9 protein-coding genes are annotated in these 12,480 nt (G+C 75.4%); 7 read left to right on the top strand and 2 right to left on the bottom strand.

Annotated features, from left to right (window positions below; all coding sequences use genetic code 11):
* Positions 1-52 precede the first annotated feature (52 nt).
* A complete protein-coding gene (locus tag DQ238_RS01440; RefSeq protein ID WP_199506058.1) occupies positions 53-1,594 on the top strand; it encodes an APC family permease in 1,542 nt (513 codons plus the stop codon).
* A complete protein-coding gene (locus tag DQ238_RS01435) occupies positions 1,591-1,908 on the top strand; it encodes an LLM class flavin-dependent oxidoreductase (RefSeq protein ID WP_113779503.1) in 318 nt (105 codons plus the stop codon). The genes DQ238_RS01440 and DQ238_RS01435 overlap by 4 nt, the downstream gene beginning before the upstream one ends.
* A gap of 42 nt (positions 1,909-1,950) precedes the next feature.
* Here DQ238_RS01435 and DQ238_RS01430 read toward each other — a convergent pair whose 3' ends face one another.
* The gene (locus tag DQ238_RS01430) at positions 1,951-3,462 is read right to left on the bottom strand and encodes a PucR family transcriptional regulator (RefSeq protein ID WP_199506057.1); all 1,512 of its coding nucleotides are present in this window, start codon (positions 3,460-3,462) and stop codon (positions 1,951-1,953) included.
* Between the two features lie 137 nt (positions 3,463-3,599).
* Here DQ238_RS01430 and gabT point away from each other — a divergent pair, with 137 nt between their 5' ends.
* The gene (gene gabT, locus DQ238_RS01425) at positions 3,600-5,045 is read left to right on the top strand and encodes a 4-aminobutyrate--2-oxoglutarate transaminase (protein ID WP_113779502.1); all 1,446 of its coding nucleotides are present in this window, start codon (positions 3,600-3,602) and stop codon (positions 5,043-5,045) included.
* On the top strand, positions 5,042-8,230 hold the full coding sequence (locus DQ238_RS01420; RefSeq protein ID WP_233495616.1) for an NAD-glutamate dehydrogenase domain-containing protein: 3,189 nt from the start codon (positions 5,042-5,044) through the stop codon (positions 8,228-8,230). Before gabT ends, DQ238_RS01420 begins: the two co-directional genes overlap by 4 nt.
* A gap of 81 nt (positions 8,231-8,311) precedes the next feature.
* On the opposite strand, the gene DQ238_RS01415 is transcribed toward DQ238_RS01420, so the two are convergent.
* On the bottom strand, positions 8,312-9,520 hold the full coding sequence (locus DQ238_RS01415) for a saccharopine dehydrogenase family protein (protein WP_113779501.1): 1,209 nt from the start codon (positions 9,518-9,520) through the stop codon (positions 8,312-8,314).
* A gap of 109 nt (positions 9,521-9,629) precedes the next feature.
* Between DQ238_RS01415 and DQ238_RS01410 the strand changes: the two genes are divergently transcribed.
* The 3 genes from DQ238_RS01410 (at position 9,630) to DQ238_RS01400 (ending at position 12,317) form a co-directional block, all read left to right on the top strand.
* A complete protein-coding gene (locus tag DQ238_RS01410) occupies positions 9,630-11,126 on the top strand; it encodes an APC family permease (RefSeq protein WP_113779500.1) in 1,497 nt (498 codons plus the stop codon).
* Positions 11,123-11,548, top strand: a complete 426-nt coding sequence (locus DQ238_RS01405) for a universal stress protein (RefSeq protein ID WP_113779499.1) — start codon at positions 11,123-11,125, stop codon at positions 11,546-11,548. The genes DQ238_RS01410 and DQ238_RS01405 overlap by 4 nt, the downstream gene beginning before the upstream one ends.
* Positions 11,549-11,822: 274 nt before the next feature.
* Positions 11,823-12,317 (top strand): Lrp/AsnC family transcriptional regulator, encoded by a 495-nt coding sequence (locus tag DQ238_RS01400; RefSeq protein WP_113779498.1) that lies wholly within the window; start codon positions 11,823-11,825, stop codon positions 12,315-12,317.
* Positions 12,318-12,480: the final 163 nt, after the last annotated feature.

The raw sequence follows: 12,480 nt of genomic DNA, 5'->3' as shown, positions 1-12,480 counted from the left end.
GAGCACACCGACGCCCGTCGGTGAGGCCGCGCCACCGAGCCGAGGAGACCCGGTGACACCACCCGGAGAACACGCCGGTCGGACCGCCGACGACGCCCAGCTCGCCGCGCTGGGCTACAGCGGCGAGTTCCACCGCAGCATGGGCCTGTGGGCGAACATGGCCCTCGGGTTCACGTACCTCTCGCCCCTGGTGGGCGTGTACTCGCTGTTCGCCTACAGCCTGTCGATCGGCGGCCCGCCGGCGATCTGGTGGATCGTCATCGTCGGTGCCGGACAGCTGCTGGTGTCGCTGGTCTTCGGCGAGGTGGTCTCCCAGTACCCGCTGGCCGGCGGCATCTACCCGTGGACCCGACGGCTGTGGAACCGGCGCTACGCCTGGATCGTCTCCTGGGTCTACATCTGGGCGATCATCGTGACGGTCACCGCGGTCGCCGAGTTCGGCGGCGGGTTCGTCGCGGCGCTGTTCGGTGTCGAGGCCACACCCGGTGTCACCCTGCTGACCGCCGTCGGGCTGCTGGTCGTGGCCTTCACGGTCAACTACAGCGGCACCCGCATGCTGGCCCGCATCGCCAAGGTCGGCCTGGCCGCCGAGCTCATCGGCGTCATCGCCCTGGGGCTGTTCCTCCTGCTGTTCCGGCGAGAGCAGCCCCTGTCGGTCTTCTTCGACACCCTCGGCGCCGGCGGCGGTGACGGCTACCTCGGCACGTTCCTCGCCGCGTCCCTGTCGGGCCTGTTCCTCTTCTACGGCTTCGAGGCCTGCGGCGACGTCGCCGAGGAGGTCTCCGACCCGACCCGGAGGATCCCGCGGGCGATGATCCTGACCATCCTCGTCGGCGGCGTCTCCGGCCTCGTGTCCTACGCCGGCTACGTCCTGGCCGCGCCCGACGCGCAGCTCTCGGCCATCGTCGCCGGGGAGGACGTCGACCCCATCCCGACGATCCTGGTGAGCGCGCTGGGGACCGCCGGTTCCAAGGTGTTCCTCGTCGTCACCGTCGTCGCCTTCATCTCCTGCGTGCTGTCGCTGCAGGCGGCCGGCAGCCGGCTGCTCTACGCGTTCGCCCGCGACCGCATGCTCCCGGCCAGCGGCTGGCTGTCCCACGTCTCGAGCCGGCACGCCGTCCCCACCAACGCGCTGCTGGTCGTGTGCGTCGTGCCGGTGCTGATCTCCCTGTTCGTCTTCTGGCGGCCCGACACCCTGGCCCGCGTCACCGCCTTCGCGGTGCTGGGCATCTACATCGCCTTCCAGGCCGTCGTGCTGGCCGCCCTCCGGCAGCGGGTGAGGGGCTGGCGGCCGGCGGGCCTGTGGAACCTCGGCGGGGCGGGGCTGCTCGTCAACGTCCTGGCGCTGGCCTACGGCCTCTTCGCCATCGTCCTGCTGATCAAGCCCGCTCCCGGCACCGAGACCTTCCTCGACCGCTGGATCGTGGCCATCGGCCTGGCCATCGTCGCCGGGACCGGGCTGCTCTACCTCTTCCTCGCCCGGCCGGACCGGCACTCGGCGCACATCCCCGAGGGCGACGCCCGCGAGGTCGCCCGGCAGCTCCAGCAGATCCGCCGGGACGCCCGCACCCAGGTGAGCGAGGAGATCCGGTGAGGTTCAGCTGCGCGATGCTCCCCGACCACCCCCTCGAGGATTCGCTGCGGGCGATCGAGCTGGCCGACGAGCTCGGCTTCCACGCGGTGTACGCCGCCGCCGAGACCTGGCACGAGGACCTGTGGCTGCTCTTCGCCGCCGCGGCCGCACGGACCTCCCGGATCCGGATGGGACCGAGCGTGTCGTCGGTGACGCTGCGCGAGCCGACCCTCATCGCGCAGGCGGCCGCCACCCTCGACGAGCTGACCGGTGTCGCGACGGTGGAGGAGCAGCTGCGGCTGCTGCGCGACGAGGTCATGCCCGCCTCCGCCTGAACGGAGTCTGGGAGTGCAGAAGACCTGCACTTCCGCACTCCGCTAGCCCGGCGGGTGCAGCGCGAGCCAGAGCTCGGCCCGGACGCCGGGGGAGTCGAGGTCGCGGCCGAGCAGCTCCTCGACCCGGCGGATGCGCTTGCGCAGGGTGTGCCGGTGGACGCCGAGGCGGCCGGCGGCCGGCTCCCACTGGCCGTGGGCGGCCAGCCACACCCGCAGCGACTCGACGAGGTCCCCGGGGCCGGCCCGGTCCGCGGCGACGAGCGGGGCGAGCGCCGCCTCGGCGAACGCGGTGGTCACCTCGGGGTCGAGCAGGGCGGACAGCCCCCGGCCGGCCAGGTCGGCGAACGCCGTCACCGGCCGTCCGGCCGCCCGGCCGTGCTCGGCGGCCTGCCGGGCCTGTCGCACGCCGTCGGCCAGCCGGGTCCACGGCACCGCCGGCGCCGTCCCGAGGACGGCGCCGGGCACCCGCTCGGGGAGGACCGCGAGCCGCTCGGCCAGGGGGCCCTCGGCGGCCACCAGGACGACGAGGGCGTCGTCCAGCTCGGCCGGGAACACCGGCTCGCGGTCGTGCGCCGCGGCGTCGGCGGCCACGTCGACGGCCGCGGCGCGCTGCTCGGCGCTGCCGAGGACGGCGAGGGGCCGCACCGGGGCGGCCGGCAGCCGCTCGCCGAGTGCGCCGACCACGGGCGTCACCGCGGACTCCTCGCCGGCCAGCAGCAGGCGCAGCAGCGCCGCCCGCAGCGCCGCGGTCGCGCTGTCGAGCGCCCGGGACTGCTCCAGCCGCAGGGTCAGCAGCAGCGCGGTCGCGTTGACGACGTGCCGGTCACCGGCGGGGAAGGGTCCCGGTCGACCGACGGCGAGGAACCCGCGGGTGCGCGAGCCCGTGCCCAGCGACTGGAGGAGCACCGACTCGCCGGGCCGGGTGAGCGCCGCGCCGGCCGGGGGTCGGGTCCCGCGCAGCCGGTCGACCGCCGTCGCCAGCTCGCCGGTGCGGCCCCGGGCGCTGCGCGGTGCGGCCTCCAGCGGCGTCCCGGCGGCGTCCATCAGCAGCACCCAGCCGCCGAGGTGCCGGGCGAGCCGGTCCACGACGCCGGCCGGGGCACCGGGGGCGACCGCGGCGCGGGTCAGCTCCTGCTGGACCGCCGAGGTCCGGGCGACCGCCGCGTACTCCTCCGCGGCCAGGGCGTCCGCCACCGCCCGGGAGATCGCGATGAACGGCGTCTGCCGGGGCACCTCGAGGACGGCCAGCCCGGAGGCGTCGGCCGCGGCCACCAGGTCCTCCGGCACCCGGGGGTGGCTCAGGCCGGTGCCCATGCCCAGCGCGACCACCCCGGCCTCGGCCAGCCGGCGCACGTAGTCCCCGGTGTCCCGGTCCTCGGGCAGGAGGGCCAGCCCGGTGGTGAGCAGCAGCTCGCCGCCCTCGAGGAACGGGGTGGGGTCGGTCAGCTCGCTGACGTGCACCCAGGAGACCGGGCGGTCCACCGGGGCGGTGCGCGTGTGCAGCGTCAGCTCCAGCGACGCGGTGCCCAGGAGGGTCGAGACGGTGACCGACACGGGCTGACCTCTCGACGATGTGGACACCCGGAGGCACTGACAGTGCCGGAGTGGACGGTATCGGCCCCTGCCCGTGCGGCCCACCCTGGGAGCCGATCCCTCCCCCGTCGGGGGCGTCCGGACCACGAGGAGAGACGATGACCCCGAGCGCGGCGACCCTGAGCGCGACGACCCCGAGTGCGACGACCCTGAGCGCGACCCCGAGTGCGACGACCCCGAGCGCGGCGATCGACGTGCTCACCGCGACCGGCACCGTCGCCCAGGAGCGGCGGCTGGTCACCGAGGTGCCCGGCCCACGCTCGCGCGAGCTGGCCGCCCGCCGGGGGAGCGCGGTCACCTCCGCCGTGGGCAGCGTCCTGCCGGTCTACGTCGAGCGGGCCGGCGGCGGTGTGGTCGTCGACGTCGACGGCAACTCCTTCATCGACCTCGGCTCGGGCATCGCCGTCACGAACGTGGGCAACGCCGCGCCCGAGGTCGTGGCCGCGGTGCAGGAGCAGGTGGCCGCCTTCACCCACACCTGCTTCATGGTCGGCCCCTACGAGGGCTACGTCGCCGTGTGCGAGGAGCTGGCCCGGCTGACCCCCGGCGACCACGAGAAGCGCTCGGCGCTGTTCAACTCCGGCGCCGAGGCCGTGGAGAACGCCGTCAAGGTCGCCCGGCACGCCACCGGGCGGCAGGCCGTCGTCGTGTTCGACCACGCCTACCACGGCCGCACCAACCTCACGATGGCGCTGACCGCGAAGAACATGCCGTACAAGCACGGGTTCGGGCCGTTCGCCGGCGAGGTCCACCGCGTGCCGATGTCCCACCCCTACCGCGACGCGCCGGGGATGACCGGCGAGCAGGCTGCCGCCCGCGCGATCTCGCTGGTCGAGACCCAGGTCGGCGCGGGCAACGTGGCCGCGGTGCTCATCGAGCCGATCCAGGGCGAGGGCGGCTTCGTCGTCCCGGCGCCGGGCTTCCTCCCGGCGCTGGCCGACTGGTGCCGGCGCTCGGGTGCGGTGTTCGTCGCCGACGAGGTCCAGACCGGTTTCTGCCGCACCGGCGCCTGGTTCGCCGTCGAGCACGAGCAGGTCGTGCCCGACCTGGTCACCACCGCCAAGGGCATCGCCGGCGGGCTGCCGCTGGCCGGGCTCACCGGCCGGGCCGAGCTGATGGACGCCGTCCACACCGGCGGCCTGGGCGGCACGTACGGCGGCAACCCGGTCGCCTGCGCCGCCGCCCTGGCCACGATCCGCACCATGCGCGAGCAGGACCTCGCCGGCGCCGCCCGCGCCATCGAGGCGACCATGCTGCCGCGGCTGCGGGCGCTGGCCGAGCGCACCGGCGTGGTCGGCGACGTGCGCGGCCGCGGCGCCATGCTCGCCGTCGAGCTGGTCCGGCCCGGCACCTCCGAGCCGGACGCCGAGCTGACCGCCCGCATCTCCAAGGCCTGCCACGCCCAGGGGGTCATCACCCTCACGGCCGGCACCTCCAGCAACGTGCTGCGCTTCCTGCCGCCGCTGGTCATCGGGCAGGACCTGCTCACCGAGGCGCTCGACGTCCTCGATGCCGCCTTCGCCCAGCACGCCCCGGTCCGGTGAGCGCCCCGGCCGCCGGCGGCGGTGGGCGCCGCCGGCTGACCCTGCGTCCCGAGACCGGCCGGACGGGAGGCGAGCGGGTGGCCGCACTGGTCACCTGGCCCGGTGCCCGGCCGCTGCTGGCCGACGTCGTGCCGGTCTTCGACCGGCTCGGGGTGCGCGTGGCCGACGCGGTCGCCGTTCCCGGGGACGACGGCGCGCCGGCGTCCCGGCTCGAGCTCCTCCTGCCACCCGGCACCGCGCCCGGCGCGGCGCTGCCCCGGCTGGAGCAGGCCCTGGCCGCGGCCTGGGCCGGGGAGACCGAGCTCGACGGCCTCGCCCGGCTGACCGTCGGGGCCGGGCTGCCGGTCCGGGACGTCGCCGTCCTCCGCGCGGCCTGCCGCTACCTCGCCCAGGTGGGCCTCGGGCTGTCCCGGGGCTACGTCGAGGAGACGGTGCTCGCCGCCCCGGAGTTCGCCCGCGCGCTGCTGGCGCACTTCGCCGCCCGGCACGACCCGGACGCCGCCGACCCCGCGGCCGCGGCTTCGGCCGCCGAGCACCTCGCCGAGCTGCTCACCCGGACGACGAGCCTGGACTCCGACCGCATCCTCCGGGGCCTGCGCGACGTGCTGGCCGCCGTCGTCCGCACCAACCGCTACCAGACCGACGCCGCCGGGGACCCGCGTCCGGCCCTGGCCCTGAAGATCGCCTCCGCGGAGCTGGACCTGCTGCCCGCGCCGCGGCCGGAGGTCGAGACCTTCGTCTGCTCGCCGCGGATGGAGGGGCTGCACCTGCGGGGCGCGCTGGTGGCCCGGGGCGGCCTGCGCTGGTCGGAGCGCCCGGAGGACTTCCGCACCGAGGTGCTGGGTCTGGTCAAGGCCCAGATGGTGAAGAACGCGGTCATCGTCCCGGCCGGGGCCAAGGGCGCGTTCGTCGTCCGCGACGACCTGCGCGGCCTCGACCGCGCCACGGTGCAGGCGCGGGTCGCCGACGCCTACCGCACCTTCGTCGACGCACTGCTGGACGTGACCGACGACCGCGACGGGGACCGCGTGGTGCACCCGCCCCGCACCGTGGTGCACGACGGACCGGACCCCTACCTGGTCGTGGCCGCCGACAAGGGGACGGCGACCTTCTCCGACCTGGCCAACGAGGTGGCCGAGCGCCGCGGCTTCTGGCTGGGCGACGCCTTCGCCTCCGGCGGCTCGAGCGGCTACGACCACAAGGCCATGGGCATCACCGCCCGGGGAGCCTGGGTGTCGGTGCGCCGCCACCTGCGCGAGCTCGGCGTCGACCCCGACGGACCGCTGACCGTCGTCGGCGTCGGGGACATGTCCGGCGACGTCTTCGGCAACGGGATGCTCGTGTCCGAGCGGCTGCGGCTGGTGGCCGCCTTCGACCACCGGCACGTGTTCCTCGACCCGGACCCCGACCCGGCGCGGTCCGCGGCCGAGCGGCGCCGGCTGTTCGAGCTGCCGGGCTCGTCGTGGGAGGACTACGACCGTTGCGTCCTGTCCCCGGGCGGCGGCGTGTTCCGCCGGGACGCCAAGAGCGTGCCGCTGTCCCCGCAGGTCCGCACCCGGCTCGGCGTGGACGCCGCGGAGCTGTCGCCGGCCGAGCTGGTGCGGGCGGTGCTGCGGGCACCGGTCGACCTGCTGTGGAACGGCGGGATCGGCACCTACGTCCGCGCGGCCGACGAGACCGACGCGCAGGTCGGCGACCGCGCCAACGACGCCGTGCGGGTGACCGCCGGCGAGCTGCGCTGCCGGGTGGTCGGCGAGGGCGGCAACCTGGGCCTGACCCAGCGTGCGCGGGTGGCCGCCGCGCGGGCGGGGGTCGCGCTGAACGCCGACTTCATCGACAACGCCGCCGGCGTGGACACCTCCGACCGGGAGGTCAACCTCAAGGTCCTGCTGCAGGGCGCGGTGGCGGTGGGGGAGACCACCCGGGCCGAGCGGGACGCGCTGCTGCGCGAGGTGACCGACGAGGTGGCCGCGGCGGTGCTGGCGGACAACGCGCTGCAGGCCCGGGCCCTGTCGGTCTGCGCGGCCCAGGCGCCGTTCCTGCTGGACCGGCACGCGCAGCTCATCGGCGACCTGGAGCGGCAGGCCGGCCTGGACCGCGCCCTGGAGCACCTGCCGACGGAGGCGGAGGTCGAGCGGCTGCGCCAGGCGGGATCCGGGCTCACCAGGCCCGAGGCGGCCGTGCTGCTGGCCCACTCGAAGAACCTGGTGCGGGAGGAGCTGCTGGCGAGCGACCTGCCCGACGACCCGTCGCTGGCCGGGGTGCTGGCGGCCTACTTCCCCCGGGCGGTGCGGGAGCGCTGGCCCGACCGGGTGGCCGCGCACCCGCTGGCCCGGGAGATCACCGCCACCCAGCTGGCCAACGACCTGGTCAACCGGGTCGGTCCGGGCTTCCTGCTGCGGCTGGAGGAGCGCTGCGGCGTCCCGGCGCCGGTCGCGGCGCGGGCGTACACCGTCGCCACCCGGGTGCTCGACCTCGACCCGGTGTGGGCCGGAGTCGACGGCCTCGTCGACGGTGAGGTGCCCCTGGCGGTGGAGCGGCTGGTGCTGCCCGAGCTGCAGGCGGCGACCGAGCGCACCGCGGAGCGACTGCTGCGGACCCACCCCGACCCCCGGGCGCTGACCGCGGCGGCAGCCGGCCTGGCCGCCGTGGTCGCCGGGATCGACCCCGCCACCTGGCTGGCCCGGCCGGGCGCGGAGGGCGACCGGGCCCGCGCGCTGCGGGCCGAGCTGGACGCGGCGGGCGCTGCACCGGAGCTCGCCGAGCGGGTCGCCGTCCTCGGGTGCCAGGCCGACCTGGTGGACCTCGCGGCCCTGGCCGGGGCCACGGGCACGGGGACGGGCACGGGGATCGGCCCGGCGGTGGCGGCCTCCGCCGCGGTGGGGGAGCTGCTGGGGCTCTCCCGGCTGCGCGCGTGGACGGCGGAGCAGCCCGGCGACTCGCACTGGGTGCTCGCCGCCCGCGGGACGTTGCGCGACGAGCTCGACCTGCAGCGGGTGGCCCTGGCCGGTGCGCTGCTGCGCGACGCGGACGGCGACGTGCGCGCGTTCGCCGACCGGCACGCCGCAGCGTTGGCCCGCTTCGCCGCCGTCCGCGAGCAGGCCGGCGCGGCGCGGGACGACGTCGTGGCCCGGGGCTGCGTGGTGACCGCGGAGCTGCGCCGGCTGGTCGAGACGGTCGGCTGACCAGGGCGGCTGGCCGGGAGCGGCCCCCTTGCAGGGTCCCGTCGCGAGCTTGCGAGCGGCGGGGGGCAAGGGGGTCCTTTCTCAGCCGCCCTCGCGCATGCCCCAGGGGGAGCCGTAGGCGGTCAGCAGGTCGAGGAACGGCACCGCGTCGAACGCCTCCGGGCCCAGCACCCCGCGGCCGCTCCACCGCCCGGTGGCCAGCAGCTCGAGGGCCACGACGGGGTTCACCGCGGTCTGCCAGACCACCGCCTGGGACCCGTACTCGGCCATCGACCAGGCGTTGTCGACGACGTGGTACAGGTACACCTGCCGCGGGCGGCCGGCGGGGCCCGTGCCGCTGACCCACAGCCCCGCGCAGGTCCTCCCGGTCATCAGCTCGCCGAGCCCCGCGGGGTCCGGCAGCGCCGCGGCCACCACGTCGCGCGGGGAGACCTCGACGTCCCCGACCCGCACCGGGGTGGTGGAGTCCAGGCCCACCTCGTGCAGCACCCGCAGGACGCCGATGACGTGCGAGCCCAGGCCGTACTTGAAGGTGACCCGCCGGGCGTCGACCCAGCGCGGCATGAGGAGCACCTCCTCGTGCTCCACGTTCACGCACTCCACCGGGCCGATGCCCTCGGGGAAGTCGAACACCTCCGGCTCGCTGAACGGCTCGGTCGTGTACCAGCCGCGGTCGCGCTCCCACACCACCGGCGGGTTGAGGCACTCCTCGATCGTGGTCCAGATGTTGAAGGACGGCGCGAACGCGTGGCCGCGCACCGTCAGGTCCGACCCGTCCCGGACGCCGAGCTCGTCGATCTCCGCGAACAGGTGGTCCGCGGCGTAGCGGGCGAACACGTCGGAGAGCCCGGGCTCCACGCCCATGCCGACCAGCGCCAGCCGGCCCGCGGCCGCCCACTCACCGGCCAGCGCGAACTGCTCGTCGCCGAGCTTGACACCGGGTTCCTCGTAGGGGCGCTCCGGGTGCGGTCGGGACAGCGACATGGCCAGGTCCAGGTAGTCGACCCGGGCGGCCAGCGCGGCGCGGAACAGCGGCAGGACGAAGCGCGGGTCGGTCGCGTTGAGCAGCACCTCGCAGCGGTGCTCGACCAGCAGCGCCCGGACGGCGTCCTCGTCGCTCGCGTCGACGCGGGCGGCGAGGAACCGCGGGTCGCCGGTCGCGGCCACCGCCTTCTCGGCGCGGGCGGGGTCGGAGTCGCCGACGACCAGCCGCTCCACGAAGCCCCGGCGGGCCGCGATCGCGGTCACCGCGCTGCCGACCCCGCCGGCGCCGACGAGCAGGATGCGCATCTGCCACCTCCACAGGAGGCGGTCACCCTAGCGACGACTTCCGTCGTCGGACCAGGGTCGCAGCCGTCGAACCCTTGCCGACACGCCGTCCGGCTGCGATAACCGTCGCATGAGTGCGGACCCGGCGGGCTCTGCCGTCCGTCCCGGCACGGAGCCCACCCTCCGCCCGGGCGCCATCGGCTTCCTCGACGCCCTCGTCATCGGCCTGGCGTCGACCTCGCCGGCCTACTCGCTGGCGGCGATCATCGGCGCGCTGGTGGCGCTCACCGGGGTCAACGCGCCCGGCGTGCTGCTGGCGTCGTTCGTGCCGATGCTGCTCATCGCCTCGGCGTTCGCCGCGCTCAACCGGGTCGACCCCGACTGCGGGACGACGTTCTCCTGGGTGACGCGGGCGATGGGGCCGTGGTTCGGCTGGATCGGCGGCTGGGCCATCGCGATGACCGGCATCCTGATCATCGGCTCGCTGGCCAACGTGGGCGTGGTCTTCACCCTGCGCACGCTGGACCTCGACGGGCTGGCCGGGAACACCGCCGTCGTCCTCGTGCTCACCGTCGTGGTCATCCTGCTGATGACCTGGATCTGCGTGCTCGGCACCGAGCTGTCCGCGCGGCTGCAGAACGGGCTGATCCTCGCGCAGACCGCCGCGCTCCTGGTCTTCGCGGCGGTGGCCATCGTCCGCGGCGTCACCGGCGACAGCCCGCTCGGCGGCCTCGACCCCAGCTGGGACTGGCTGAACCCGTTCGGCGCCGGCGGGGCCGCGCTGACCGGTGGGCTGCTGCTCGGCGTCTTCGCCTACTGGGGCTGGGAGTCGGCGGTCAACCTGACCGAAGAGACCCGGGACTCCACGTCCACGCCCGGCCGCGCGGCCATCGTCTCCACCGTCGTCCTGCTGGCCACCTACCTCGGCGTGGCCATCGCCGTCCTCGCCTTCGCCGGCACCGACTACCTGGCCGACAACGCCGACGAGGAGGAGGCGATCTTCGCGCTGCTCTCCACCGAGGTCATGGGCGGCTGGGACTGGGTGGTGCTGCTCGCGGTGGCGACGGCGGCCCTGGCCTCGACCCAGACGACGATCCTCCCGGCGTCCCGGACGGGCCTGTCCATGGCCCGGCGGCACGCCCTGCCCCGCCGGTTCGGCTCCATCGCGCCGCGGTACCGCACCCCCGACGTGTCCACCTGGTGGGTCGGCGGCATCGCCGCCGTCTGGTTCGTCGCGCTCAGCCAGCTCAGCGAGAACGCGCTGTTCGACTCGATCACCGCGCTGTCGCTGCTCATCGCCTTCTACTACGCGCTCACCGGCATCGCCTGCGCCGTCTACCACCGCCGGCAGCTGACCCGCAGCGTGTCGTCGTTCCTGCTCATCGGGGTCGGCCCGGTGCTGGGGTCGCTGCTGCTGGTCTGGCTGCTGGTGCTGTCGATCCGCGACCTGGCCGACCCGGCCAACTCCTACACCGGGCAGGCCTGGCTCGGGGTGGGCCCGCCGCTGGTCATCGGGGTCGGGATCTTCGTCGTCGGCGTCGTCCTCATGCTCGTGTGGCGGGCACGGGACCGGACCTTCTGGCAGGAGCGGCCGAGCGTCGCCGCTGCGCGGGAGGGGGACCGGTGAGCATCGTGCTCGGATACGACGAGTCGCCGGGGTCGCGGCCGGCCCTGGCGATGGCGATCTCGCTGGCGGAGCGCTACGAGGAACCCCTGGTCCTCGTCTACGGCGTGGAGCCGCCCGGCGGCGTGGGGGAGGAGTTCCAGGCCCACCAGCGGGCGCTGGCCGAGCTGGGCCGGACGGCGGTGGCGCACGCGGTCGGGGAGGCGGAGCAGGCCGGCGTCGCGACGGTCGTCGAGGTGCTCTCGGAGAAGCCGGCCCAGGCGCTGGTCGACGCCGCCCACCGGCACGACGGGCGGGTGATCGTCGTCGGCACCCGGGGGGAGAGCCCGCTGCGCGGCGCGTTCCTCGGGTCGGTGTCGCACAAGATGCTGCACCTCTCCGACCGCCCCGTCCTCTGCGTGCCGGTGGGCGGCGAGGACCACTGACCTCCCCTCCCCGTTGATCATCGGCGGGTGGCTGCCCGACACGCCGGTGTGCGCCGCCACCCGCCGATGGTCGACGGTCCGCCTTCCCCGCCGTCTCCACCGCCTCGCTGCCTCCGGTGGTTGAGGGGACGAGACCGGGGCTGTGACGTCCTGTTCGGTGTTGGTCCTGACGACGGATCCTGTCGTCGGATGGCCTGCTGGGATGGCGGAACCGCAGCGAGATGCCACCCGGACGGACGAGCCCGTGAGCGGCGCCCGTCGATACGATCCGGGGATGACCATCCGGGGGCGGTTCGTGCTGGACGACGTCTCGCGCGCCATCGTCGAACAGCTCCAGGAGGACGGGCGCCGTCCGTACGCCCGCATCGCCACGGCGGTGGGGCTGTCGGAGGCGGCGGTCCGCCAGCGCGTGCAGCGGCTGCTGGACGCCGGCGTCATGCAGATCGTGGCGGTCACCGACCCGCTGCAGCTGGGCTTCTCCCGGCAGGCCATGGTCGGCGTCCGCACCAGCGCAGACGCCCGGGCCGTCGCCGACCGGCTCGCCGACTTCGCGGAGGTCGACTACGTGGTCATCACCGCCGGGTCGATCGACGTCATCGCCGAGGTCGTGTGCGAGGACGACGACCAGCTGCTCGACCTGGTGGCCCGCATCCGCGCCGTCGAGGGGGTCACGTCGACCGATACGTTCCTGTACCTCGGCCTGCGCAAGCAGACCTACGCCTGGGGTACCCCGCGAACCGAGGGACCGACGGCGCTGCCAGGCGGGTGAGCCCGGCTCCGGCGGCCGTCGGTCACGTCGACCGGGGGTGGTCCCTGCCCCGCCACTCCGCGGACCGGGCCGGCATCTCGGCCAGGCGGCCACCGGAGGTGGAGGGCGACCCCGTCCCGGGCCCCGCCCTGAGCGTGTGGAGGGGTGGCGAGGAGGGGCGGCC

Origin of the sequence: Geodermatophilus sp. TF02-6, assembly GCF_003319115.1 — a bacterium.
In the GTDB taxonomy this organism is placed as follows: domain Bacteria; phylum Actinomycetota; class Actinomycetes; order Mycobacteriales; family Geodermatophilaceae; genus Geodermatophilus.
Note: the sequence above shows the minus strand (reverse complement) of the source record. Positions and strands in the feature narration are given on the sequence as shown.

What these genes read in the sequence shown, in the direction of transcription:
- gabT (WP_113779502.1), top strand. Translation starts at nt 3,600, where the DNA reads ATGACCCCGAGCGCGGCGACCCTGAGCGCGACGACCCCGAGTGCGACG.
- DQ238_RS01415 (WP_113779501.1), bottom strand. Translation starts at nt 9,520, where the DNA reads ATGCGCATCCTGCTCGTCGGCGCCGGCGGGGTCGGCAGCGCGGTGACC.
- DQ238_RS01410 (WP_113779500.1), top strand. Translation starts at nt 9,630, where the DNA reads ATGAGTGCGGACCCGGCGGGCTCTGCCGTCCGTCCCGGCACGGAGCCC.
- DQ238_RS01400 (WP_113779498.1), top strand. Translation starts at nt 11,823, where the DNA reads ATGACCATCCGGGGGCGGTTCGTGCTGGACGACGTCTCGCGCGCCATC.